Origin of the sequence: Nocardiopsis lambiniae (genome assembly GCF_031845465.1) — a bacterium.
Classification (GTDB): Bacteria; Actinomycetota; Actinomycetes; order Streptosporangiales; family Streptosporangiaceae; genus Nocardiopsis; species Nocardiopsis lambiniae.
Window position 1 is genome coordinate 335,713 of the sequence record NZ_JAVREP010000001.1, and the last position, 25,973, is coordinate 361,685.

Sequence of the window (25,973 nt, forward strand, 5' to 3'; positions counted from 1 at the left end):
CGCTCTCGCGTGGCCGACATCGGCCGGGGTCGCGATCTCCCAGGTCACGATGGCCACAGGGGCCACGAATTCCCTGAGGGAGGGGAACCGGTTCTCGCATCCGCGCGATCCATGACGCTAGTGTGAGCCCGGACACGCACCCGTTGCGGTTCCGGGCCGAGTACGTCCGGAGCCGTCGTGTCCCGGACCGCGTAGCCCCACTCCCCGAGGTCGCCGTGTCTTCAGGATGTCCCCGCGCCGCGTTGTACCTGAGCGAACCGCACCCCGACCCCTACTCGGTGTACGCGAAGATGCGCGCCGAACACGGGCCGATCATCCCGGCCGAACTCGCCCCCGGAGTGCGCGGCTGGCTCGTCACCGACTACGCCACCCTCATCTCCTGGTCGCGGGACACCACCACCTTCAGCCACGACGCCCGCTTGTGGCGGGACTTCAACGAGGGCCGGGTCGACCCCGACAGCCCCCTGCTGCCGATGATGGCGCCCCGGGCCAACGCCCTGTTCGTGGACGGCGTCGAACACCAGCGGTTGCGCCGGGCGATCACCGACGCCCTCGGCGCGGTCACCGCCGGCCACCTCGCCGCGATCACCACCCGCTACGCGGACCGGCTCATCGACGAGTTCTGCGAGCGAGGGCAGGCCGACCTGCTCAACGAGTACGCGCGCATGATCCCGCTGCTCGTCATGAACGACCTGTTCGGCATGGACGAGGACCAGGGGGTCCGGTTCGTCACCGCGATGCGCAACCTGTGGGCCGGCGTCGACGCCGAACGCTCCAACGCCGAGGCCGAACGGGCGCTGTCGGAGGTGGTGGACGCCAAGCACCGCGATCCCGGCGACGACCTCACCAGCCGACTGATCCGGCACCGTGCCGGGCTCTCGGACGAGGAGGTCATCATGCAGCTCCTCCTCATCATCGCGGCGGCCAACGAGCCCACCGCCGCCCTCATCGACTCCGCGCTGCGGGCCGTGCTGGCGGATCCGGCCCTGCGCACCGCCGGTGGGGCCTCCGTCGCCGTCCTCGACGACCTGATGGGCCGTGTGCTGTGGCGCGATCCCCCGATCACCAACTACCCGGTCATCTATCCGCGCGTGGACGTCCCACTGGAGGACGGCCGCGTCATCGAGGCGGGATCGCCGATCCTGCTCGGCTTCGCCGCCGCCAACCACTTCTTCCAGCGGGAGAACGCCGAACGGATGGAGGACAGCGCCAACCGCGCCCACGTGGCGTGGGGCGCCGGCCCCCACCGCTGCCCGGCCCGGGACGAGGCGACCGCGATCGCCACCATCGCCACCCGCAGGATCCTCGAACGGCTGCCCGAGCCGACCCTGGCGATCCCCCCGGAGGGGCTGCGCTGGCAGCTCGCCACCCTGTTCTGGGCGCCGGTCACCCTGCCGGTCCGCTTCGTCCCGCGCCCGCCCGCGACCCCCGCGAGCGCCCCCGGACCCGTGCCCCCCGCCTTCGACACCGCTCCGGACACGCGCGCCCCGGCCTCCTCGGGGCTGTCGTCCCTGTCGAACTTCCTGGTGAGGCTGCTGCGCCGGTCGTGACCGGGCCGCCCCCGCCCTTCCACTCCGTACCCCGCCCCACCCCCTCAGCGGAAGGATCTCCGTGGAACCCGTTCGCCTCGCGCCCGGAAACCTCAGAGCCCAGACGGCGCACCTGCGCGAACTCGGTCCCGTCGTTCCCGTCGTCCTCCCCGGCGACGTCGTCGCCTGGGCGGCCACGACCCACGCCGCCGTCACCGAGGCCCTGGCCCACCCCCGGGTCCAGAAGGACAAGAGGCACTGGAGGGCGTTCAACGCGGGCGAGATCCCGCCGGACTGGCCGCTGATCTCCTGGGTCATCGCCGAGAACATGCTCACCAGCGACGGGGAGCAGCACGCCCGGTTGCGCAGACTGGTCTCCAAGGCGTTCACCCCGCGCCGCATCGAGCACCTGCGCTCGGGCATCGTCGGCATCGTCGAAGGACTCCTGGACGGACTGGCCGCCGAGGCGGAGCGGAACGACGGCGTCGTCGACCTCAAACCGCACTTCGCGCAGCCGCTCCCGATGACGGTCATCAGCGACCTGTTCGGACTGCCGACGCGGGACCGGGGGGAGCTGCACCGGCTGGTGGGGGTGTTCTTCGACCAGAGCATCACCCCCGACGCCGCCATGGCCACGTTCTTCGAGATGTGGACGCTCCTCACCACCCTGGTGGCCGCCAAACGCGCCGAACCCGGTGACGACCTCACCTCCGCGCTCATCGCCGCCCGCGACGACGAGGACCGGCTCAGCGAGGACGAGTTGATCTGGAGCCTGGTGCTCATCATCAGCGCCGGCTACGAGACCACGATGAACCTCATCGCGAACGCCGTGCGGGCCCTGCTCCTCCACCGGGACCAGTTGGAACTGCTGACGAACGGTGAGGTCGCGTGGTCCACGGCGGTCGAGGAGGTGCTGCGCTGGGACGGCCCGGGCGAGTTCGTGCCGATGCGCTACACCACCGAGGACATCGAACTGGCCGGGGTGGCGATCCCCGCCGGCGAACCCCTGTTGATGGGGTACGCCTCCGCCGGTCGCGACCCGGGGCGCCACGGCGACACCGCGCACCTGTTCGACATCACCCGCGAGGACACGTCCCACCTGGGCTTCTCCCATGGGCGGCACTACTGCCTGGGGGCGAACCTGGCCCGCATGGAGGTGAACGAGGCCCTGCCGCGCCTCTTCGAACGCTTCCCGAAGCTGGATCTGGCGATCCCGGTGGAGGATCTGCCGCCGCTGCCGTCCATCATCGTCTCCGGTGTGGAGAGCCTGCCGGTGCGTCTGACCTGACACGCCCGGATGGGCGATCCCGTCCGGCGAGTGCCATATCGGCACTTCGGCGGGATCGTCCCATGTCAGGGGTGATGTGCGGATTCATGTCACCTCAAGGGGACAGGGCCGGCACCTTCGGGAGGAGCGTCGCGTGCCGTCCGGGGAACCTAGACTTCTCTCTCGGTCCCCCACGGCCGTGCACCCTTCTCCCCCGACGTCTCCCCGTACGCCCTTCCCCCGTAGAGGAATCGCGCGCCCATGAACAGTTCGGAAGCCGACTCCGGTCGACTCCTGGCCAACCGGTACCGCCTGGACGAGGTGATCGGGGCGGGCGGTATGGGCCGCGTCTGGCAGGGGGTCGACACCCTCCTGGACCGGCCGGTCGCCGTCAAGGAACTGACCTCGCCGCCGAACCTGCCCGCGCACGAGGTGGAGGTCCTGCGCACCCGCATGCTCCGCGAGGCGCGCAGCGCCGCCCAGCTCAGCCACCCGTCGATCATCACCGTGTTCGACGTGGCCGAGGAGGACGGCCGCCCGTGGATCGTCATGGAACTGGTCCCCGGCTCCTCCCTGGGCGACCTGATCCGCGATGAGGGTGCCCAGCCGGTCGGACGTGTCGCCGACATCGGTGAGCAGATGGCCGCCGGGCTGTCGGAGGCGCACGGGCGCGGCATCGTCCACCGCGACGTCAAACCCGGCAACGTGCTCATCAACGCCCGGGGGCGGACGGTGCTCACCGACTTCGGCATCGCCCACCTGGACGGGGCCACCCACCTGACCAGTACCGGGCTGCTCATCGGTTCGCCCAGCTACCTCGCACCGGAGATCGCCCACGGGCACTCGGCGACCCCGGCCTCGGACGTGTGGTCCCTGGGCATCACCCTGTTCCAGGCGCTGGAGGGCACCCTGCCCTTCGACCGGCCCACCCCGATGGCGACACTGACCGCGATCGTGACCCAGGAACTGCCGGCCCCCGTCAACGCCGGGCCGTTGGCACCGCTGCTGCGGGAACTGTGCGCGAAGAAGCCGGAGGACCGGCCGCACATCGACACCGTCCGGGCCCGACTGCGGGAGATCCGGGATCGCGCGGAGACGGTCGAGTCCGCGGCGCCGGTGACGCCCACCCTCACCACCACCGCGCCCGCCGAGGAACCCGTGGTGGAGACGGCGATGGCGGCCGAGGCCCCGCCGCCGGAGCAGACCGGGCCGACCGCCCCCCGCCCGGCCCGAGCCGAACGGGAACGCGGGAACCGGCGCACCCTGCTGCTGGTCGCCGCGGTCCTCGTCGTCCTGGTGGTCGCCGCCGGGGCCACGCTCATGGTGAGCATGAACCGCGACGGGGCACCCGACGCCGGACTGGCCTCCGAACAGCAGGCCGGGGCCGCGCCGGACGAGGAGGAGTCCGCCCCGCCCGTGTCGGAGGAGGCCTCCGAGGAGGCCGAAGCCGAGGAGAGCACCTCGGAGGACGCGGACGAGGAGCCCGAGGAGGACGAGGCCGACCCCTGGGAGGGTGAGCTGGAGGTCCACGAGGACTCCAGCGGGTTCACCGTGGAGTACCCGGACGGCTGGACCTACGAGCGGGACGGCCACATGGTCTACTTCCGCAACCCCGACGGCGGCTACCTGCTCGTCGACCAGACCGACTCCCCCGGCCCGGACGCCGCCGAGGACTGGCGCGACTTCGAGCCCCGGGCCCGAGGGAACTTCCCCGGCTACGAGCGCACCGGTATCGAGGAGGTCGAGGGCGGCTGGGCCGACTCCTACCTGACCGCCGCCGACTGGGAGTTCACCTTCGACGGACGCAACGGGCGCATGCACGCCATCAACCGCGGCTTCCACACCGAGGCGAAGGGGTACGCGCTGTTCCTGGTGGCGAGCGACGAGCACCCCGACCTCAACCGCCAGCTCCTCGACCGGCTCTCGGAGACCTTCGTCCCCGCCGCCTGAGAGGAACGGCGCGGTCCCCGGGACGCCCCGGGGACCGCGCCGGTCCTCGCCGCACCGGGCGGTCAGAACACCGAACAGCTCGTCACCTGGGTGAACGTGTCCAGGGCCAGCGCCCCCGTCACCGAGTTGCCCTTGGCGTCCAGGCCCGGGCCCCAGGCGGCGATCGAGTAGCGCCCCGGCACGATCGCCAGGATGCCGCCGCCCACCCCGCTCTTGCAGGGCAGCCCCACGCGGTAGGCGAAATCGCCCGCGGCGTCGTAGGTGCCGCAGGTGAGCATGATCGCCATGATCCGCCGGGCGGCGTTGCGGTCGATCATCCGGGTCCCGTCCGCCCGCACACCGTGGCGGGCCAGCAGCAGACCCGCCCGGGCCAGCTCCGTCGCGGTGATGGTGATGGAGCACTGCCGGAAGTAGTGGTCCAGCACCTCCGGCACCGGGTTGCGCATGTTCCCGAACCCGGCCATCAGGTAGGCCAGCGCCCGGTTGCGGTCGCCCGTCTCCAGCTCCGAGCGCGCCGTCACCTCGTCGGCGTCCAGCTCGGGGTTCCCGGTCTCGGCCCGCAACAGCGCGCGCAGGGCCGCGAAGGCGTCCCCCGTGTCGCCCAGCAGTTCGTCGGTGACCACGATCGCGCCCGGGTTGATGAGCGGATTGCGCGGGATCCCGTTCTCGAACTCCAACTGGTAGAGCGAGTTGAACGCGCTACCGGAGGGTTCCCGGTTCACCCGGCCCCAGATGTGGTCCTCGCCCTCCTGGTTGACCAGGGCCAACGTGAACACCTTGGTCATGCTCTGCATGGAGAAGCGGACGTCGGCGTCGCCCAGGGAACGGACCTCGCCGTCCACCGACGCCACCGCGAACCCGAACTGCTTCGGGTCCACCCGGCCCAGTTCGGGGATGTAGTCCGCCACCTTCCCCTCGCCGATGTGCGGGCGGACCCGCTCCATGACGACGGTGAGGGCGTCGGACAGGTCGATGTCGTCGCTCACGGCCATTCCTTCCTCGACGTCTCCTTCGGTCTCCACGATGGACCACGAAGCCGCCGTCGTGAAACCGGCACCGGGGCGACCCGCGTGCGCTCCGCCGGGTCCGGGGCGTGTCCGCGCTCCTCCCCGCCGTGTTCACCGCCCTTGCCGGGGCATCGGGGCGGCGTCACCCCCCGTTCCCGGAAGCCGATCACTCGTCCGGGACCAGGCGGGCGTCGTGCACCAGCAGGGCCACCTGTACCCGGTTGTTCAGTCCCAGCTTGGTGAGGATGCTCGACACGTGCGTCTTGACCGTCGGCACGCTCAGGAACAGCGATGCCGCGATGTCCGCGTTGGAGCGGCCCTGACCCACCGCCACGGCCACCTCCGACTCCCGGGCGTTGAGCGTGGACAAACGCGTCCGCGCCTGTTCGGCCCGCTCGTCGGCGTCGTTGTCGCCCACCCTTTGCACCAGCCGACGCGTCACCCTGGGGGAGAGCACCGACATCCCGCGCGCCACCTGGCGCACCGACTCCACGATCTCCGCCGGAGGGGTGTCCTTGAGGAGGAACCCCGACGCCCCGGCGCGCAGGGCGCGCAGCACGTGCTCGTCGGCGTCGAAGGTGGTCAGGACCAGCACCTCCGGCGGGTCCTCCAAAGCCCGCAGCCGCTCCGTCGCGGTCAATCCGTCCACCGTCGGCATCCGGATGTCCATGAGCACCACGTCGGGGGAGTGCCGGTCCACCAGGTCCAGGACCTTGCCACCGTCCTCGGCCTCGGCCAGCACCTTGATGTCCGGGGCCCCGCCCATCATCATCACCAGCCCCACCCTGACCAGTGCGTCGTCGTCGACGATGACCACACCGATGTCCCGGCGGTTCCCCTGTGTCTCGCTCATGCCGGCCACGGTAGCCAAGCCGACAGGCGCCAGCCACCATCGGACGTCGGGCCGTGCTCCAACCGGCCCGACAGCAGGGACACCCGCTCGGTCAACCCCACCAGCCCCTGGCCGTCGGAACGCCCGCCGGAGCCGCCGGCCGGGGCGTGACCGTTGCGGACCTCCACGGTCAGGCCCTCCCCTGGCGCCCCCCGCACCGCCACCCGGGTGTCCGCTCCCGGCGCGTGCTTGCGCACGTTCGTCAGCCCCTCCTGCACGATCCGGTACGCGGTGCGGCCGGTCCGGTCCGGGACCGTGCCCTCGTAGTCCGTGGTGAACTCCACCCTGGCGCCCACGTCGTCGGCCTCCTCCACCAACTGCCGGAGATCGGCCATCGTCGGTTGGGGGAGCTCGCCCACCGGGGCGCGCAACACCCCGATCACCTCGCGCAGGTCCTGAAGGGCCTGATGGGCGCTCTCCCGGATGACCTTCGCCGACCTGGCGATCTCCTCGGGCGGGGCGTCCGGCCGGTACTCCAGGGCCCCCGCGTGCACGCTGAGCAGCGACAGCCGGTGTCCGAGCACATCGTGGATCTCCCGTGCCATCGCCTCGCGCACCTGATGCTGGGCGTGCTCGGCGCGCAACTGCGCCTCCGTCTCCGCGTGCACCGCGCGATCGCGCAGCGACTCCACCAACTCGCGCCGGTGGTGGACGGTCAGCCCCCAGCCGATCACCGAGCCCTGGATCGCCACGCCCAGGAGGAAGGCCAGCAGCGGTGGAATGTAAGGGTCGGGCACCAGCAGCGACCGCAGGCCCACCGAACCGACGCCCAGGCCGAACACCACCAGGCTGGTCCTCGGGGGGCGGTGCAGGGCCAGGGAGAACAACGAGATGAGCATCGCGCAGGAGGCCGGCTGGGACACGACCGAGACCACGATCAGCGCCACGGCGATCCGGGTCGGCCACCGACGCCGCCACCACAGGGACACGCAGGCCGCCAGCGCGACGATACGTTCGACGATCTCCCACCAGGTGGGTATGTCGCGTTCGGGGAACGGTGGGATCTCACCGCCGGACGGCCCCGGCGGAGGGAAGTCCAGAACCGTCATGATGGCGTAGACGAGGGCGATCAGGAACATGGACAGGTCCACGATCCAGTCGCGCACGTCACGCCGATGCGGGCCGGTGCCGGTGTGCATAACAGCGCGATTCTACGGTCCCCCGGGAACCGCGGGACCTCCCCGACGGGAGGACGATACCGACGACACCCGTTTCCCTACTTCGGTCACCCTCCGCGCGGTTCTCGTCCACTTCCGTCCCCGGCGTGGGTACGGTGGAGACGATGAAGACTCTGGTGACCGGAGCCACCGGCATGGTGGGCCGACGCGTCCTGACCGAGTTCACGCGGCGGGGCCTGCCCGCCGTCGGTGCCTCGCGCACCGCCGAACGGCGACTGGACTGGACCGACACCTCCAACTGGGCGGAGGTGCTGGAGGGGACCACGCGCATGTTCGTGGTCACTCCGGTGGGGACCGCCCTGGGGCACCGGGTGGCGGCGTTCCTCGAACGCGCCGCCGCCATCGGCGTGGAACGGGTCGTGGTCATGTCGGCCATGGGCACCGAGCACGCGCCCTCCGACTCCGACCAGCGGGCCGCCGAGTTCAAGGCCAAGGAGCTGTTCGAGCGGGTCACGGTGCTGCGCCCCAACTGGCTCTTCCAGGACTTCACCGAGGGCACCTTCGCGAACCTGGCGCGGTCCCGCAACGGGCGCCTGGAGCTGCCGGTCAAGCGGCGTACCGAGATCGCCTTCGTGGACGCCCGGGACGTGGCGGCGGTCGCCGTCGCCGCGCTGGTGGACGATCACGGCGGCAAGGAGTACACGCTCACCGGGCCGGAGGCGGTCACCGTCGGGCGGGTCGTGCGGTCGACCAAGGGCACCGACAGCCCGGTGTGGCGGTTCAAGCCGGTGGACGAGTCGCGCTTCTACTACCGGGCCTCCGACCGGGGGTGGAGCGACCGGTACATCGACACCCTCAACGAACGGTTCGCCGCCGCGGTCACGGGCCGCGCCGCCGAGACCACCGACGACGTCCACGCCGCGCTCGGCCGCGAGCCCATCCCCCTCGGCCGGTTCGCCCGCGAATCCACCCTCTGACGGATCTCGGGAACGAGAGGACGCCCGGCCCTCCGCGCTTGCGGAGCGAGGGCCGGGCGTCCGGTCCGTGGGCTACTTCTTGAGCAGCTGGCGGGCCATGACCAGGCGCTGGATCTGGTTGGTGCCCTCGTAGATCTGCGTGATCTTGGCGTCGCGCATCATGCGCTCCAGGGGGAAGTCCTTCACGTAGCCGGCGCCGCCCAGCAGCTGCACGGCGTCGGTGGTGATCTCCATGGCGGCGTCGGAGGCGTAGCACTTGGCCGCCGCGCCGAAGAAGGACAGGTCGTCGTCGCCGCGCTCGGACTTGGCGGCGGCCACGTACACCATCTGGCGGGCGGTCTCCAGCTTCATGGCCATGTCGGCGAGCATGAACTGGACGCCCTGGAAGTCGGCGACGGCCTTGCCGAACTGCTTGCGCTCCTTGACGTAGTCCACGGCGTGGTCCAGGGCGCCCTGGGCGATGCCGATGGCCTGCGCGCCGATGGTGACGCGGGTGTGGTCCAGGGTGCGCAGCGCGATCTTCAGGCCCTCGCCCGGCTCGCCCACGATCCGGTCGCCCGGGACGCGGACGTTGTCGAAGAACAGCTCGCGGGTGGGGGAGCCCTTGATGCCCAGCTTGCGCTCGGGCTCGCCCAGGGTGAAGCCCGCGTCGTCGGCGTGCAGCACGAACGCGGTGATGTTGCGCCCGCGCGGGCCCTCCGGGTCGGTCACCGCCATGACGGTGTAGTACTTGCTGACACCCGCGTTGGTGATCCACGACTTCTGGCCGTTGATGATCCAGTCGTCACCGTCGCGCACCGCCTGGGTGCGCATGCTCGCGGTGTCGGATCCGGCCTCGCGCTCGGACAGGCCGTAGGAGAACATCGCTCCGCCGCCGGCCACCTCGGGCAGGTAACGACGCTTGACGTCCTCGGAGGCGCCGAGGATGACCGGCATCGTGCCGAGCTTGTTCACCGCCGGGATCAGCGAGGACGAGGCACAGACGCGGGCGACCTCCTCGATGACGATGCAGGTGGCCAGCGCGTCGGCGCCCACGCCGTCGTACTCCTCGGCGATGTGCGGCGCGTGGAAGTCGGTGGCGACCAAGGCCTCCAGGGCGTCCTGGGGGAAGGCGCTCTTCTCGTCGACCTCGGCGGCGTGCGGGGCGATCTTGTCCTCGGCGACGGAGCGCACGGCGGCGCGCAGCTCCTCGTGCTCCTCGGTGGTCTTGAACAGGTCGAAGTCGCTCATCTGCGTTCCTCCGCGGGAGGTGCGCCACCCCCCGACTCGTGGCACTGCGTGCCGCTGTATGGCATTCAGTGCCAGAATAGGGGGTGAAAGGTGCGAAGTACACCGACCGGGGTCGGATACCTTTCGGAGGTCGAGGGGGAGGGGAGCGATGGTCCGGGAACGATCGGGGTCCACAGGGGCGTCCGCGCGCGTGCCCACCCGCGAGGTGGTGCTGGCCGCGGTCCGACTGTTCACCGAGGGCGGTTTCGAGCCCACCACGATGGACGACATCGCCGCCGCCACCGGAGTGAGCCGGCGCAGCCTGTTCCGTCGGTTCGGCTCCAAGGAGGACATCCTCTTCGCCGAGCACGACGAACTCTTCGCCTCGGTCTCCCGGCATCTGGAGGCCGACTCCGGGGAGCCGCTGGACGTCGTCTTCGCCGCCGCGCGGCTGGTCCTCCAGGGCTACCTGAGCGACCCCGAGATCACCGTGCCCCGCTATCACCTGGTGCGCGCCCACCCCCGGCTGCGCGACCGCGAGGTGGCCATGACGGCCCGCTACCAGGCCGCGTTCAGCCGCTATCTGGCCGCCCGGGAGGGCGAGGGCGGCCCGGAGGAGCGTTCGCTGGCCGCCGGGGTGACCGCGGCCGCACTCATCTCCGCGCACAACCACGTGCTGCGCTCATGGCTGCGCCACCCCGGACAGGAGACCCGCGAGGTGTGGGCGCGCTACGACTCCGCCATGGAGTTCGTCCGCCGGGCCGCCGGGCCGATGCTCCACCCCGCCGACGATCCCGTGCGTGACCGGGTCGTGGTCGCCGTCTACCCGGCGGACCTGGGCCGGGAGGAACTGCTGCGCCGCCTCTCCGCCGCGGTCGACGGGGCCGTCCCCCGACACTGAACGCGTGGTCGGGACGGCCCCGGGGCAAGCGTAGGCTGGATGGATCGGACAGCGGGAGAGGCCAGGGGCGGGCGGCACATGAGTGTGGACACGACGGGTGCGACTCGACAGGCGGCCGAGGTCGCCGAGGAAGCCGGTCGGCGGCGGACGTTCGCGGTCATCTCCCATCCGGACGCGGGTAAGTCGACCCTCACCGAGGCGTTGGCGTTGCATTCGTCGGCGATCTCCTCGGCGGGTGCGGTGCACGGTAAGGGTGATCGGCGTGGTGTGACGTCGGACTGGATGGAGATGGAGCAGGATCGGGGCATCTCCATCACGTCGGCGGCGCTGCGGATCGATTACGAGGGTCGGGTCCTGAACCTGTTGGACACCCCCGGTCACGCGGATTTCTCCGAGGACACCTATCGGGTGCTGTCGGCGGTGGACTGCGCGATCATGCTGTTGGACTCGGCCAAGGGGCTGGAGCCGCAGACGTTGAAGTTGTTCGACGTGTGTCGGGCGCGTCGGATGCCGGTGATCACGTTCGTGAACAAGTGGGATCGCCCGGGTCGTGAGCCGTTGGAGTTGTTGGACGAGATCGAGCAGCGGATCGGGTTGCGTCCCACGCCGTTGAACTGGCCGGTGGGCATCGCGGGCGACTTCCGTGGTCTGGTGGATCGTCGTTCCGGTGAGTACACGAAGATGACGCGGACTCCCGGCGGCGCGACCAAGGCCATCGAGGAGGTCGTGGACGCGGACCGGGCCGCCGAGCTGGAGCAGGACGCCTGGGTGCGGTCCCAGGAGGAGTTGGAGCTGCTGGAGGCGCTGGGCGCCGACTTCGACGCGGAGTCGTTCCTGGCGGGGGAGTCCTCGCCGGTGCTGTTCGGTGCCGCCCTGTCCAACTTCGGTGTCGGACAACTGCTGGAGGCCGTCGTGGGGCTGGCCCCGGCGCCGTCGGCGAAGCCCGACGTGAAGGAGCGGCCCCGGCAGGTGGAGGCGCCCTTCTCCGGTCAGGTGTTCAAGATGCAGGCGAACATGGACAAGAACCATCGGGACCGGATGGCGTTCGTGCGGATCAGTTCGGGGCGGTTCGATCGGGGCATGGTGCTCACGCACGCGGCCACGGGCCGTCCGTTCGCGACCAAGTACACCCAGGCGGTGTTCGGCGCGGACCGTTCCACGATCGACACGGCTTATCCGGGTGATGTGATCGCGCTGGTCAACGCGCAGGCGTTGAAGGTGGGCGACACCCTCTATGAGGGTCCCAAGGTGGAGTTCCCGGCGATCCCGAGCTTCGCCCCCGAGCACTTCGTGGTGGCGCGGGCCAAGGACGCGGGCAAGTACAAGCAGTTCCAGAAGGGGATCGCCCAGCTCGACGCCGAGGGCGTGGTGCAGGTGCTGACCTCGGACGTGCGCGGTGAGCAGGCGCCGGTGCTGGCGGCGGTGGGGCCGTTGCAGTTCGACGTGGTCAAGCACCGGATGGAGCAGGAGTTCCGGTCGCCGATCGAGGTGTCGATGTTGGAGTACTCGGTGGCGCGGCGCACCGACGAGGCCTCGGCTCCGATCCTGCACGCGCTGTCGGGCGCGGAGGTGCTCAAGCGCCGCAACGACGGCGAGTTGTTGGTGTTGGTGCACAACAAGTGGCGTTTGCGGGTGATCCAGCGCGATCATCCGTCGTTGTTGATGGAGCCCCTCCTCGCCGGCGGCGTCGTCGAGGACGACTGAGCCGTGTTCCGCGTGTGCCGCCCGTCGAGGGCCTTCTGAGGGGTGGACGGGCGGGCGTCCGGGGCGTCGAGCGGCAGTGGGTGTCCGCGGAACACGCACGGGAGCGGGGACGATCCAACCGTCACGGCTTCGTCTCGGTGACGGCTCTTCGGTTTTCTCCGACAAAGGGCGGGCACCGTTCACCCGGGACGAATGCCGTGGACATCTCCCCGATATGGGCGGGTGGTCCCGGACGACCGCTCACAAGGACTCACGGCGGATGTGAACTCTCGTGCCCGTGGCACAGGCTTTGTGCATCCCGGGCCCCCTCGCGTGCGTCCCGGCCGCCCTCGGGGGACGACGCCCACCGGGCAGAGGCCAAGATCACCACATGTGGGGTACCCCGCGTCAACCCCCGTGATCAGGGCGAAGGTACTCTGATAGATGGCCACTAGGGCGCGTTCGTACGGCTGATCGCACCTCGTCATGTCCGGGTATGTCCATATGTGTGAAGGAAGCCCGGAAGACGAGGTCCGTGAGGTGATCGGGGTGCTCAGGGGACCGGTACAGGAGATGGCGCTGCGTCGGGGGCGACCCCTCGGGCGTTCTGCGGTGTCTCAGGGCGATCACGGAGTAAACGACATCCGGCAAAGATTGTAAATCTTCACCAAGTGGTAATTCTTCTCACGTCTGGGTATGTGTTGCATGTCACCTGTCCGTGAATCGGTGAAACTTATATGATTTTGCTTAACCGTCGTTTAACAAAACAGAACAATAACGAGTGAATCAAGAACGTGGTGGCCGACCGCCCCGCGTCTGACGCACCTCACGTATCCCCCGCCTGGAAAGGTTGACCTCGGGCATGAGCGAAGACGACAAAGAGCGCACGGTGGAGCTCCACTACGAGGGCGGCGTGCTGAAGCTGCCGGTGTTCACCGGTACCGAGGGTGAGCAGACCATCGAGCTGAAGACCCTGCTGGGCTCGACCGGTATGACCACCCTGGACCCGGGGTTCGGCAACACCGCTTCGTGTAGCTCGAAGATCACCTATATCGACGGGGCCGCCGGGATCCTGCGCTACCGCGGGTACTCGATCGAGGACCTCGCCGTGGGCAGCACCTTCCTGGAGGTGGCCTACCTGGTGATCTACGGTGAGCTGCCGGAGCCCGGTCAGCTCAAGGAGTTCTCCGAGAAGCTGCGCGAGAACGCCGACATCCCGGCCGAGATGGGCGCGTTCCTCGACGCGATGCCCCGCAACGGTCACCCGATGGCACTGCTCGCCAGCGCCGTCAACACGCTGGCCGCCTACTACGAGGACAGCGTCGACCCGTCCGACGAGGCTCAGGTGGAGCTCGCCACGATCCGGCTGATGGCCAAGCTGCCGACGATCGCGGCCCGCATCTACCGCAACTCCATCGGCGAGCAGCCGATCGCCCCGGACGACTCCCTCGGCTACGTCGAGAACTTCATCCGGATGACCTTCGGCGACAACGCCGCCGACGGCGAGCTGGGCGACCTCTTCGGCAAGGCCGTCGACCTGCTGCTCATCCTGCACGCCGACCACGAGCTGAACTGCTCCACCGCCACCGTGCGCACCGTCGGTTCCTCGCAGGCCGACATCTACGCCAGCGTGGCCGCGGGCATCAACGCCCTGTCCGGCCCGTCCCACGGCGGCGCCAACCAGGCCGTGCTGGAGATGCTCGACGAGATCCGCGACTCGGGCGTCGGCATCGAGGAGTTCCTGGAGCGCGTCAAGGCCCGCGAGGTCCGACTCATGGGCTTCGGTCACCGGGTCTACAAGAACTTCGACCCGCGCAGCAAGGAGATCAAGGGTCTGGCCAGCCAGATCCTCGACCGGGACGAGAACCCCGACGAGCTGTTCACGCTGGCCCTCAAGCTGGAGGCCGCCGCGCTCGCCGACTCGTACTTCACCGAGCGCAAGCTCTACCCGAACGTCGACTTCTACACCGGCGTGATCTACCGGACCATGGGCTTCCCGACCAACATGTTCACCGTGTTGTTCGCGATCGGCCGCCTGCCCGGCTGGGTCGCCCACTACCGCGAGCAGCTGCACGACCCGGCCTTCCGGATCGCGCGCCCGCGCCAGCACTACATCGGCTCCGAAGAGCGTCGTTACCCGGGTCTGAGCTAGTCCCACCCCGGAGCACATGGATCGCCCGCCCCGTCACCGACGAGGGCGGGCGTCCTTTTTGTCCGGATATCCGGGCTATCTGTACCGGTACAGAACCGTCCCTTTTACTGTATTTTGCGGACACCCTGCCGTCGACGTGCGACTTTGAGGGAAGTTGCAGGGTGCGCCCCTCTCCGACGGGAGCGCACGAGGGAGGTGGGGCAACCATGATGCGGAACATGCTGGCCGGGGAGGTCCTCGGAGACATGAGCCGGAACTGGTGGATGGTGGTCCTCCGCGGAGTGGCCGCGGTGCTCTTCGGTCTGATCGCCCTGATCTGGCCCGGACTGACCCTGGTCGCCTTGGCGGTCGTGTTCGGTGTCTACGCCCTCATCGACGCCGCGGTGCTGGGCTACGCCGCCTACCAGGCCGCATCGGGGACACGGGCGTCGTTGGTGGCCCAGGCGGTGCTCAGCGGTCTCGTGGGTCTGATCGCCCTGATCTGGCCGGTCGCCGCGGTCATCGCGCTGGTGTTCGTGATCGGCCTGTGGGCGATCATCACCGGTGTCGCCGAGATCGTCACCGCCGTCCGCCTGCGCGCCCACATCAGCTCCGAGTGGCTGCTCATCTTCGCGGGCGCGCTCTCGATCGTCTTCGGTCTGCTGCTGTGGTTCTGGCCGTTGGTCGGCGCTCAGGCGATCGTGTTCGTGGTCGGTGTCTACGCGGTCATCTTCGGTGTCGTCATGATCGTTGCCGGGTTCCGGCTGCGCGGCGCCTCCGACGCCATCGCCACCGCCCGGAACATGGCCGCCGCGGACATGTCCGAGATGCCCGAGCGCCCGGTGAGCGCCTTCGACGAGGGTTACTCGGAGGGCTACCGGGAGGGCTACCGGGGCGACCCGAACGTGCCGAGGGACCAGGCCACCGAGGGCACCGACGACGCGAGCGCCGCCCGACGCACCGGCGGGGGACGTCACCGGTCCCCGGAGGAACCCGGCGACGGGTCCACGGAGACCTGAGACGAGGGCCCCACGGGTCTCCGGAGGCCGACGGGGTGGATCTCCGGGACCGCGGCGGCCGTGGGTCGCCTCACGGGCGGAGGGGCGGGGACCTCGACGGAGCGGTCGCCGTGCCTCCTCGAAGCCGTTGCCGGCCTTCGGGAGGCCGGGCGCGGCTCGACGCGGACAGGACTCACGATGCACTGACGACGAGAGGGCCGTGTCGGTCGACCTGGCTTCCGGGGACGACCGACAGGGCCTTCTCCCGTTGCCAGGCGGCGAAGTGCGCCGAGGCGCGGTGGGCGGCCAGGGCCGACTCATCGGCGAACACCTCGCACACCCAGAACAGGTCGGGGTCGGCGGCGTCGGCCGTCACGTCGAAGCGCAGACAGCCCGGTTCCTCCCGCACCGATGTGGCGGCGTGCCGGGAGATCCCGGCGACGAAGGCGTCACGGCGCCCGGGCAGGACACGGACCGAGATGACGAGGGACAGCGGGCTGACGGACACGGCGGCTCCCGGTGCGGCTACGGATGACCGACCGAGCATACGGGACCGTTCCGGTGGTGCGCCGGGGGCGCTGTCACCATGACGACGTGCGTCTCCGGATCCACACGGTCGGCGCTCGTCGGCCCTCCCGCCTCCCGCGCCACCAGCATCTCAGGTCAGTACACCCGGGGCCGTGGGGCGGGGTCCCCATCATCGGCCCCTCACCCCCCGGCCCGGAGAACCTCGGCCCGCCCCCGGTACGGACACGACCTCGTCGAACTCCCCGTGCCAGGGTGGAGGAACGGGACCGGTTCGTTCCGGCCGTGCCGGAGGGGTTCCCGGGTGCTGATCGGGGTCGAGGTCACCGAACGTGAGGACAGGGATCTTGGCGTTGTGTGCCGCAGGTGACAAAAGATCTTTTGAGGTGATCAAGCCGTCATCTGTCGGTGGACGGTGCGGAAGTGGCCGTTCACGGCCGTAAATCCGGCCCTCTCTTGTGGTCGGCCGAGCCCGACGACAGACTCTTCTAGGTAAAGGGATCGTTGACCGTTCGCGTCCATCCGATGGGCGCGGGGCGGACGAACGCGGGGAGTGATACGGAAGGTGGCGAGCGCGTCGGAGGCGAACACGCCACCCATGAGCTGGGAGGGCATCGAACACGCGCTCAACCGGGTGCAGGGCGAGTCCGAGAGGATCGCGCTCAACCTGAGAGACCTGGACGACCACGTGGGGCACCGTCTGCTCAAGGGCGCCGACCTGCACGGCCTCACCCGGGAACGCTGGGAGCACGCCGAGCGCCACATCCACCGCCTCTGGACGACCTTCGACGTCTTCCGGCGCACGGTCCGGGAGGCCGCCGAACACCGGGGACCGGGCCGCGGAGGCGCCTCCGACCAGGTCCGGCTCACCTTCCTGCTCACCGGCCCCTCCCTGGAACTGCCCCTGGCGAAGGCCCCGCTGCACGAACGCGGGCTGCTGGACACCGACAAGGAGCACATCACCCTCGCCGAGGCGGTCGCCCGGATGACGGCCGACTACGAGGAGATCACCGGGGTCGTCTCCGCCGCCGAGGCCGCCTGGGACGTCCTGCACCCCCGCCTGGGCGCACTCGACTCCCTGTGGCTGGAGATCGGCACCCTCACCGACATGATCGAGGAGTCGGGGGACGAGGACGGCCTCGAAGCGCTGCGGTCGGAACTCGCCCTGGTCGGCGACACCGTCCGCCGCGACCCCCTCTCCCTCGTGGGTCCGGACCGTCAGGTCGACACCTCGTCCCTCGAACGCCTGCGCAAACGGTTGGAGACCTCTCGGGGCGAACTGCGCGACGCCCTGCGCATGCGCGACTCCTACCGGGAGAGCACCGGCCACCTCGTCTCCGCCATCGATGACCTGGAATCCTCCCTGGTCTCCCTCCGTGAACTGCGCGCCCACGTCGTCACCCGTATCCGGGAACCCGAGGCCGTCGACGTGCCCGACCCGGTGCCCGCCCTGCGTGCCCGGATCGACGCGATGGACGCCCTGCGTTCCCAGGGCCGCTGGCGCGAACTGGGCGTTCTGCTCGGCGAGGTCCAGGCGGCCGTCCACGCGGCGTCCGACGACGCACGTGAACGGAAGGAGAACCTCGAAGGCCTCCTCGCGCGCCGGACGGAACTGCGCGGACGCCTCGACGCCTACCGCGCCCGCGCGGTCCGACTGGGCCTGGCCGAGGACGAGCGGGCGAGCGGGCTCCATGATCGGGCGCATCGGGCCCTGTGGACGGCGCCCGGAGATCTGCGGGCCGCCACGGTCGCCCTGTCCGCCTACCGTCGCGCGCTGGAGGGATCGGATGCGACCGAAATCCCCGAGGACAGAACCACACCGGGTGCAGGCGCGTCAGACGGCGAGAGCGATGGTGGTGTGAACAGATGACGAAGTGCACGAACCCCGAATGCGGTGGTGCGATCGAGGACGGCTTCTGCGGCGTGTGCGGTCTGGAGCCCGCACCCGCCGCCGCGCCGCGGGTGCCCCCCGTGTCGGAGCCGCCGCGGAGCGCCCCGTACCCGGCCCCCGCCCCCGGCGGCCAGGGGGTGTACGCCGCGCCCCGACCGCCCTCCGGGCCGCAGCGGTCCTTCGGGGCGCACCCGCCGGGCGCCGTCCCCGGTGCCCCGCCGACCGGTGCGCCCTTCCCGCGGTCGGGTCCGCGGCAAGCGTTCTCCGGCCCTCCCGGAACGCCGCCGGGGTCTCCCTCCGGTGCGCCTCTCCCGCCGTCGGGAATCCCTTCCGGCCCGCCCACCGGCGCTCCGTACCAGGGGAGCCGTCCAGGCACCCCACCGCCCGGGGCCTCCTCCGGTGGCGAGACCCTCGATCGGTGGCCGTCCTCCTCCGGTGCCGGCGACGACCTCAGCGACCCCATCCACTCCCACCCCATCTCCGGCAACATCCGCCTCTCGGGCCGCTCCGGACCGGGCAGCATCACCGGACCCACCGGGAGCGGATCGGGTCCCACCTCGGGCCGCACCCGGCGTTCCACCCGGGGCATGCTCGGCGCGGGCATGGTCCTCGTCCCCCCGGTGCCCTACCGTGATCCCGCCGCGGCGATCATGGAGAACCCGGTGGTCTCCGAGAAGAACCGCTTCTGCGGCAATTGCGGTGAGAAGGTCGGCCGCACCCGCGGCGACCAGACGGGGCGCACCGAGGGGTTCTGTCGCAAGTGCGGGACCCAGTACTCCTTCACCCCCAAACTCAGCGGTGGGGACCGGGTCGGCGGCCAGTACGAGGTCCTCGGCTGCCTCGCCCACGGTGGTCTGGGCTGGATCTACCTGGCCCGCGACCGCAACGTCAACGACCGCTGGGTGGTGCTCAAGGGCCTGCTCAACGCGGGTGACGCCGAGGCCCACAAGGCCGCGGCGGCCGAACGCGCCTTCCTCTCCGAGGTCGAGCACCCCAACATCGTCAAGATCATCAACTTCTCCCAGCACCCCGACGCGCGCACCGGCATCCCGGCCGGGCACATCGTCATGGAGTACGTGGGCGGCAAGTCCCTGCGCGAACTCCTCATGGAACGCCGGGACCAGGACCCCGACGCGGTCCTGCCCGTGGACCAGGTGATCGCCTACGGACTGGAGGCCCTGCGCGCGCTCGGCTACCTGCACTCCCGAGGACTGCTCTACTGCGACTTCAAACCCGACAACATCATCCAGAGCGAGGAGCAGATCAAGCTCATCGACCTGGGCGGCGTGCGGCGGATGGACGACACGGTCAGCCCCGTCTACACCACGCCCGGCTACCGGGTCCCGGAGGACGAGCTGCGCGGCCCCGGCCCGACCATCAGCGCCGACCTGTACTCGGTGGGTCGTGCCCTGGCCGTGCTGAGCTTCCGGTTCAGCTTCATGCGCGAGTACCCGCACCAGCTCCCGCCGCGCCATACCGTGCCGTTGCTGGAACGCTACGAGTCCTACGATCGGCTGTTGCGCCGGGCCACCCACCCCGAGATGGAACGTCGCTTCCACGACGCCTCCGACATGGCCGACCAGCTCACCGGAGTGCTGCGCGAGGTGCTCTCCGACATGGAGGGGGCACCCCATCCGGCGGCCTCCACCCTGTTCGGCGGTGAGAACTTCACCATCGGCTCCGACGTGGGCCGGGCCGATCGCATGCTCGTGCCACCGACGCCCACCGAGGCGGCGGCACTGCTGCCCACCCCCCTGATCGACCCCGCCGATCCGGCCTCCCAGCACCTGCGGGGCTTCCAGGCCCTGCCGCCGGAGGAACTCGTCACGGCGTTGCAGTCCATGCCGGAGCCCACCCCCGAGACGCTGCTCATGCTGGCCCGTACGCTCATCACGATCGGTCGGCACGGGCGGGCCATGGACGCCCTCCACCAGTTCAGCGAACGGGTCCCGGGCGACTGGCGCACCCTGTGGTACCTGGCGGTCGCCGAGTTGAGCACCGGCGGTTTCGAGGAGGCCCGCTCCCACTTCGACGAGCTCTACGGCCACCTGCCCGGAGAGAGCGCGCCCAAGCTGGCCCTGGCGCTGGCCTGCGAGCGCACCGGAGAGCACGCGACCGCCGCACGGCACTACCAGACCGTGTGGAACACCGACCACTCCTTCGTCAGCGCCGCGTTCGGCCTGGCGCGGATCCGGCTGGCGCAGGGAGACCGTGCCGGTGCCATCGCCGTGCTGGACACGGTGCCCGAACTGTCCAGCCTCCACGTGCACGCCCAGACCGCGCTCATCTCCGTGCTGGTGGCCCGCCATCCGGGGCGTGGCGCCGACGACCTGGTCCGCGCCGGTCAACGGCTGGAACGGCTGGGGCTCGACAGTGAGTCCACGGACCGGTTGGCGGTGCGGGCCCTGGAGTCCGCGCTGGACTGGTCGACGTCGGGCGGCCGGGCGGAGGGGACGGAACTGCTCGGTGACCCGCTCACCGAGGAGGGGGTGCGCGTCAACCTGGAACGGCGTTATCGGGACCTGGCGCACCGGTCCACGTCGGGCACGGAACGGTGCGAGCTGATCGACAAGGCCAACTCCCTGCGCCCCGTGACACTGCTGTGAGGATCGAAGGAACGGCGATGACGATGGTGCGGACCTGCCCGGGGTGCGCCGACAAGGTGTCAGCGGGCGACGCCTTCTGCGAGAGCTGTGGCCGACCCCTGCCCGAAGAGGCGCGACAGGCCCCGGACGAACGCCCCGACACGGTGCCGACCACCCCTCAGGAGAGCCTGGCGTCCGAAGGGGCACGGCCCGATCTGATCGCGCCCGACGGCGGGCCCACGGCACCCCAGGTGAGCCTGTACGGCACCGATCGGTACGGGGGATCGTCCCGGGACGCGACACCGTCGGGGGCGACCGCGCGGGAGGAGAGCAATCCTCAGGGCGTCTACCGCACCGTGAACCCGGCCGACGTCACGGTCGCGGGGGTCATCCCCTCGGACGCCACCCCCCGTACGGGCACGCCTTCGGGTGAGGGTCGCACGGGTACGCCTTCGGGTCCCACGGCGCCTGCCGGCTCGCGTACGGGCGCGTCTTCCGGGGCCACCGCGCCCTCGGGGGCGCCCGTGCCGGGCGCGCCGCCCGCCGACGCACCCCGGGCCGGCGGGCGCTCCCTCACCGAGAGCCTCGCCGTGGACGACGACTGGAACGCCATCGACTCGCTGGTCACCCAGCCCGTGCGCCGCGATCCACCGCCCCCCGCCCCCGTCCCCGCGCCCGGGCCCGCCCGCGAGAAGGTCGTCCCCGACTGGCCCCCGCCCTCCGGCGCCGGACCCGTCCAACCCACCAATCCCGACCTGTGCGTGTGGTGTCCGGGCCGGGTCCTGGACGGGTACTGCGAGAAGTGCGGTTTCCTCCAGCCCACCGGACGCGATCACGTCGAGGTGCGCGCCCGGGCCGTCGTCGGGGTCAGCGACCGCGGCCTGAGACATCGGCGCAACGAGGACGCCATGGCCATCCGGGTCGTCCCCGACGACTCACCGCACGCCCCCGGCGTCGTGTGCGCCGTGGTCTGCGACGGCGTCTCCAGTTCGCCCCGCTCCGACGAGGCCTCCCGGATCACCGCCGAGACCGGCGCCACCGTTCTGGTCGAGCAGGTGCGGCGCGGCGTCGACGCCCGCGAGGCCACCGGCGTGGCCATGACCCGGGCCGCCGAGGCCGTCGCCGCCATCGCCGAGTCCCCGAGTTCGGCACCGGCGTGCACCTTCGTCTCCGCCGTGGTCGACCCCGTGGCGGGCACCGTCACCGTCGGCTGGGTCGGCGACAGCCGCGCCTACTGGCTCTCCGGCGGCCCCTCCTCCAGCGCCTCCGCCCTGCTCACACGGGACGACTCCTGGAGCGAGGCGATGGTGCAGATGGGCGCGCTGTCCCGGGAGGAGGCGATGCGCTCGGCCAACGCGCACGCCCTCATCGCGTGGATGGGCGCCGACTCCGGTGAGATCGACGCGCACATCTCCACCGTCACGCCCACCGGTCCCGGGACCGTCCTGCTGTGCAGCGACGGTCTGTGGAACTACTACCCCGAGGCGATGGACCTGACCGAGGCGGTGCCCGGGTCGGGCACCAGGCCGTTGGAAGCGGCCCGTACCTACGTCCGCCTCGCCCTCGAAGGGGGCGGAAAGGACAACATCACCGTCGTCGTCGTTCCCGTGACAGCAGGGGGTCCCCGTGCCGGACAGGGCTGAGCACGTCGCAGAGCCGGAATTCCGGGTGCAGGTCGACCAGAACCGGTTCCTTCCCCTGGGCGGAAGAGAGGTGCACGCGGTCGTCGGTGTCACCTCCAGCGGCCCCGTGCTCGTCGGTTCGGACGTCCAGGCCTCCCAGGTGATCATCATCGACACCTCCGGCTCCATGTACGGGGAGAAGATCAACGCGGCCAAGAAGGCGGCCCGCGCGGCCGTCGAGGCCCTGCGCGACGGCGTGCGCTTCGCGGTGATCGCCGGACACCGACAGGCCGAGATGATCTATCCCCCGGGGGACTTCCTGGCCACGGTCGACCCGACCACCCGCGCCGAGGCGCTGGACGCGGTCGGTCGGCTGCGCGCCGACGGCGGTACCCGGATGGGCGCCTGGCTCACCAGGGCCGCCGCACTGTTCGCCACCGTCGAAGGCGGTGTCAAGCACGCCATCCTGCTCACCGACGGACAGAACAACGAGGTCGCCGCCGAATTCGAGCGGGTCCTGGCGGGCGTCTCGGGAAGGTTCGTCTGCGACTGCCGGGGCGTGGGCACCGACTGGAAGGTCGACGAACTGCGCAAGATCGACTCCGCCCTGCTCGGCGGCGGCCCCGGCATCATCGCCGACCCCGCCGACATGGTCGCGGACTTCCGGGAGATGACGCGGGCCTCCATGGGCAAGGCCGTGGCCGACGTGGCGCTGCGTCTGTGGACCCCGCAGAACGCCGTGGTGCGCTACGTCAAACAGGTCGCCCCCACCGTCCTGGACCTCACCGATCGGGGTGTGGAACGCGTGCCCCAGGCGAAGGACCACCCCACCGGCTCCTGGGGTACGGAGAGCCGCGATTACCACGTCTGCGTGGAGGTCCCCTCGGGCGATCCCGGACGCCAACTGCGCGCCGGCTGGGTGCGTGTGGTCCTCCCCGGCGTCGACGGGGCCCCGGACAGGGTCCTGGCCTCCGGTAACATCCTCGCGGAGTGGACCTCGGACGAGAACCGGGCCACGGAGATCGACCCTCGCGTGGCCCACTACACGGGTCAGGTGGAACTGGCCCGGGCCATCCAGGACGGGCTGGAGGCCCGTCGCGCGGGTGACGAGGACACCGCGACGACGCGGTTGGGCCGCGCCGTGGCGCTCGCCGACGAGTCGGGCAACGAGGAGACCGCGAGACTTCTGAGAAAGGTGGTCGACGTCCTCGACCCGGTCACCGGTACCGTTCGGCTCAAGCCCGGGGTCGACAAGATCGACGAGATGACACTGGACACCAACTCGACCCGAACCGTGCGGACCCGGCCCTCGGGGCCGGACGACGGCGCCCCCGGACCCGGGTAGGAGGGAACCATGCCGAGTTGCCCTTCCGGGCACCATTCCGTGGCGATCGATTTCTGTGACGTCTGCGGGCTGCGCCTCCAGGTGTACGAACCCGCGCCGCCACCCTGGTCGCAGCGGCCGTCGACTTCGCACACGCCGCCGACGGCCGACATCCCCCAGCCGAACCGGCCGCCGCGGCAGGCCCCTCCACCGCCGCCGCGCCGGTCCTCCGGCGCGCCCAGGGGAGGGCCGTGCCCGGAGTGCTCGACCCCCAGGACCGGGCGGTTCTGTGAGGAGTGCGGATACGACTTCGCCTCCCATCAGCGCCAGGACCCCGCGAGCGGGCCGGCGGCGATCAGGGTGGGCTGGCGGGCCACCGTCGCGGCCGACCCCGCGTACTACCAGTACATGGTGAACCAGGGCATGCTCGATCCCACCCGGATCCCCTTCCCCTCCAGTATCCGACCGCGAAGGGTGGACCTCCAAGGGGAACGGGTGCACATCGGGCGGGCCAGCGCCTCCCGCGGGTTCACCCCCGAGATCGACCTGGGCGGCCCCGGCGGGGACCCCGCGATCTCCCACATCCACGCGATCCTGGTCTCCCGCCCCGGCGGCTCCTGGGTGCTGGTCGACCCGGGGTCGACCAACGGGACCACGGTCAACGGGACCGACAACCCCGTCGCCCCCAACGTGGAGGTCCCGCTCAACGACAACGACCGGATCTATGTCGGTGCATGGACCGTCATCATCCTCCAGAAGGGGTGAGCCCCGTTGATTCCCTCCCATCCCGACCGGGCCCGGCGCGGACCCGGCACGCCGCCGGGACCGAGCACCGGGCCGGTCGCACCGGGTGACGGCACCGGACCGTCCCGGGATGTCCCCGCCGGCAAGGGCGGTCGCACCGGCACCTACGCCCGTGACGGGTGGTCCCGACTGCGCCGCTGGTCGACCACCACCCCCGCGCGGGTGTGGACTTTGAGCGTCCTGTGCGCCGCGATGATCGTCGGACTGTTCGCCTCGGCCACCTCGACCCTCGACCAGGCCCGCAACGGCTTGGACGTGCTCGGGCGCGGGGCCGGCCCCCAGGCGATGGCGACCACCGAGCTGTACCTGGCTCTGGCCGACATGGACGCGCGCGTCGCCGACGTACTCCTCATGGGCACCGACCACGACCTCGGGTCGGGTCGTGAGGACGCACTCGCCCAGTACGAGGCCAGCCGGGAACAGGCCAACGAGGTGCTTTTGCAGGCGGCGTCGCTCACCGAGGGCGACACCGTGGAAGAGCGCAACGTCCAGGAGGTCCTGGACGGCCTGGGAGTCTACGAACGGCTCGTCACCGAGGCCCTGCTGCGCAACGACGAGGCCCAGGCCCCGCCCGGTGAGGCGGACGAGCGGGCGCTGGGGTCGTACCGGTCGGCGACCCTGATGATGCACACCGAACTGCTGCCCAAGGCGTTCAACCTCGGGTTGGACTCCTCGGCGATCGTGCGCGCCAACCACGAGGACGGCCAGGCGTCCGTCGCCCTGGGCCTGGCGTGGGTCGGCGGTGCCGGGGTGGCCGTGCTCGTGGCGCTGTTCGCCTTGCAGGTGTACCTGCGGGTGCGGTTCCGCCGCCGGTTCAACCTGCCCCTGATCGGCGCCTCGGTGCTCACCGTGGGACTCACCCTCGGGGTCGTCCTGGCACTGGTCAGCAGTGGCGGACACCAGCGGGACGCCAAGGAGGAGGGGCTGGACGCGGCGATGTCGCTGGCGCGGGGCGGGGCCATCGCCACCGACATGCAGGCCGACCAGAGCCGCTACCTGCTCGACCCGGAGCAGGCCGACAACCACCAGCAGGTGTACCTGGAGCGGGCACAGCAGGTCCTGTTCCGCCCGGTGAACAACCTGGCCGACTACTACGAGGCCATCGACGGGGTCACCGCCGCCTATCCCGAACTCCCCGGTGCGGACGGCTCGGACCCCGACGACCCCGGCACCCTCGGCTACCTGGGGGAGCGGGCGCACGACGCCCTGTTGCCCGGGCAGGAGGACCGGCTGGCGCAGGTGCTGACGGCCTACAACGAGCTCCAGGCCCAGGACCGGGAACTGCGCGAGGCGGTACGGGAGGGCGACGTCGAGGCCGCGATCTCGATCCGTATGAACATCGCCCACTCCGAGGACGGCGCCTTCGTCACCTATGAGCGGGCGCTCGACGGGCTCACCGAGGACCACGAGGAGGAGTTCACCCGGGGTATCGGGCGCGGTGACGCGGTCCTGTCCCCGTGGACGTGGCTGCTGCCGGCCGGTTCGCTCCTGCTGCTCCTGCTCGTCGCGCTCGGGGTGCGTCCCCGGCTGGCCGAGTACCGCTGATCCCCCGAGAGACAA

At 70.8% G+C, this 25,973-nt stretch carries 19 protein-coding genes; 14 read left to right on the forward strand and 5 right to left on the reverse strand.

Features of this window, described 5'->3' with window-relative positions; translation table 11 throughout:
- The first annotated feature begins 278 nt into the window (after window positions 1–278).
- The 3 genes from RM479_RS01525 (at window position 279) to RM479_RS01535 (ending at window position 4,746) form a co-directional block, all read left to right on the forward strand.
- Window positions 279–1,550 carry a cytochrome P450 family protein gene (locus RM479_RS01525; RefSeq protein WP_397221288.1) on the forward strand — a complete coding sequence of 424 codons (1,272 nt, stop codon included), beginning with the start codon at window positions 279–281 and terminating at the stop codon, window positions 1,548–1,550.
- A 202-nt stretch (window positions 1,551–1,752) separates the two neighbouring features.
- A complete protein-coding gene (locus RM479_RS01530) occupies window positions 1,753–2,817 on the forward strand; it encodes a cytochrome P450 family protein (protein WP_311510407.1) in 1,065 nt (354 codons plus the stop codon).
- Window positions 2,818–3,057: 240 nt separating this feature from the next.
- On the forward strand, window positions 3,058–4,746 hold the full coding sequence (locus tag RM479_RS01535; protein WP_311509878.1) for a serine/threonine-protein kinase: 1,689 nt from the start codon (window positions 3,058–3,060) through the stop codon (window positions 4,744–4,746).
- Window positions 4,747–4,808: 62 nt separating this feature from the next.
- Here the strand turns inward: RM479_RS01535 and RM479_RS01540 are convergent, their stop codons facing one another.
- The 3 genes from RM479_RS01540 to RM479_RS01550 form a co-directional block, all read right to left on the reverse strand.
- Window positions 4,809–5,732: a glutaminase gene (locus RM479_RS01540; protein WP_397221049.1), complete on the reverse strand. Its 924-nt coding sequence runs from the start codon at window positions 5,730–5,732 to the stop codon at window positions 4,809–4,811.
- 187 nt (window positions 5,733–5,919) lie between these two features.
- Window positions 5,920–6,606, reverse strand: coding sequence for a response regulator transcription factor (locus tag RM479_RS01545; RefSeq protein WP_311509880.1), 687 nt, complete (start codon window positions 6,604–6,606; stop codon window positions 5,920–5,922).
- Window positions 6,603–7,784: a sensor histidine kinase gene (locus RM479_RS01550; RefSeq protein ID WP_311509882.1), complete on the reverse strand. Its 1,182-nt coding sequence runs from the start codon at window positions 7,782–7,784 to the stop codon at window positions 6,603–6,605. Before RM479_RS01550 ends, RM479_RS01545 begins: the two co-directional genes overlap by 4 nt.
- Window positions 7,785–7,927: 143 nt before the next feature.
- Here RM479_RS01550 and RM479_RS01555 point away from each other — a divergent pair, with 143 nt between their 5' ends.
- Window positions 7,928–8,740: an NAD-dependent epimerase/dehydratase family protein gene (locus tag RM479_RS01555; protein ID WP_311509883.1), complete on the forward strand. Its 813-nt coding sequence runs from the start codon at window positions 7,928–7,930 to the stop codon at window positions 8,738–8,740.
- A 72-nt stretch (window positions 8,741–8,812) separates the two neighbouring features.
- On the opposite strand, the gene RM479_RS01560 is transcribed toward RM479_RS01555, so the two are convergent.
- Window positions 8,813–9,970 carry an acyl-CoA dehydrogenase family protein gene (locus tag RM479_RS01560; RefSeq protein ID WP_311509884.1) on the reverse strand — a complete coding sequence of 386 codons (1,158 nt, stop codon included), beginning with the start codon at window positions 9,968–9,970 and terminating at the stop codon, window positions 8,813–8,815.
- Window positions 9,971–10,118: 148 nt separating this feature from the next.
- Between RM479_RS01560 and RM479_RS01565 the strand changes: the two genes are divergently transcribed.
- From RM479_RS01565 to RM479_RS01580, 4 genes are all read left to right on the forward strand, one after another.
- Window positions 10,119–10,850, forward strand: coding sequence for a TetR/AcrR family transcriptional regulator (locus RM479_RS01565; RefSeq protein ID WP_311509886.1), 732 nt, complete (start codon window positions 10,119–10,121; stop codon window positions 10,848–10,850).
- Between the two features lie 78 nt (window positions 10,851–10,928).
- On the forward strand, window positions 10,929–12,554 hold the full coding sequence (locus tag RM479_RS01570; protein WP_311509887.1) for a peptide chain release factor 3: 1,626 nt from the start codon (window positions 10,929–10,931) through the stop codon (window positions 12,552–12,554).
- Window positions 12,555–13,395: 841 nt separating this feature from the next.
- Entirely contained in the window at window positions 13,396–14,685 is a 1,290-nt protein-coding gene (locus tag RM479_RS01575; RefSeq protein WP_274810166.1) for a citrate synthase, read from the forward strand.
- A gap of 206 nt (window positions 14,686–14,891) precedes the next feature.
- Entirely contained in the window at window positions 14,892–15,683 is a 792-nt protein-coding gene (locus tag RM479_RS01580) for an HdeD family acid-resistance protein (RefSeq protein ID WP_311509888.1), read from the forward strand.
- Between the two features lie 172 nt (window positions 15,684–15,855).
- On the opposite strand, the gene RM479_RS01585 is transcribed toward RM479_RS01580, so the two are convergent.
- Window positions 15,856–16,170, reverse strand: a complete 315-nt coding sequence (locus RM479_RS01585; protein ID WP_311509889.1) for a putative quinol monooxygenase — start codon at window positions 16,168–16,170, stop codon at window positions 15,856–15,858.
- A 615-nt stretch (window positions 16,171–16,785) separates the two neighbouring features.
- Between RM479_RS01585 and RM479_RS01590 the strand changes: the two genes are divergently transcribed.
- The 6 genes from RM479_RS01590 (at window position 16,786) to RM479_RS01615 (ending at window position 25,958) form a co-directional block, all read left to right on the forward strand.
- Complete coding sequence (locus RM479_RS01590; RefSeq protein ID WP_311509890.1) at window positions 16,786–18,057, forward strand: hypothetical protein; 1,272 nt, start codon at window positions 16,786–16,788, stop codon at window positions 18,055–18,057.
- Window positions 18,054–20,684, forward strand: coding sequence for a serine/threonine-protein kinase (locus RM479_RS01595; RefSeq protein ID WP_397221054.1), 2,631 nt, complete (start codon window positions 18,054–18,056; stop codon window positions 20,682–20,684). The genes RM479_RS01590 and RM479_RS01595 overlap by 4 nt, the downstream gene beginning before the upstream one ends.
- Before the next feature lie 17 nt (window positions 20,685–20,701).
- The gene (locus tag RM479_RS01600) at window positions 20,702–22,306 is read left to right on the forward strand and encodes a PP2C family protein-serine/threonine phosphatase (RefSeq protein ID WP_311509894.1); all 1,605 of its coding nucleotides are present in this window, start codon (window positions 20,702–20,704) and stop codon (window positions 22,304–22,306) included.
- Window positions 22,290–23,630 carry a vWA domain-containing protein gene (locus RM479_RS01605; RefSeq protein WP_311509896.1) on the forward strand — a complete coding sequence of 447 codons (1,341 nt, stop codon included), beginning with the start codon at window positions 22,290–22,292 and terminating at the stop codon, window positions 23,628–23,630. The genes RM479_RS01600 and RM479_RS01605 overlap by 17 nt, the downstream gene beginning before the upstream one ends.
- Window positions 23,631–23,639: 9 nt before the next feature.
- Entirely contained in the window at window positions 23,640–24,374 is a 735-nt protein-coding gene (locus RM479_RS01610; RefSeq protein WP_311509897.1) for an FHA domain-containing protein, read from the forward strand.
- Between the two features lie 231 nt (window positions 24,375–24,605).
- Window positions 24,606–25,958, forward strand: a complete 1,353-nt coding sequence (locus RM479_RS01615; protein WP_311510408.1) for a hypothetical protein — start codon at window positions 24,606–24,608, stop codon at window positions 25,956–25,958.
- Window positions 25,959–25,973 lie beyond the last annotated feature (15 nt).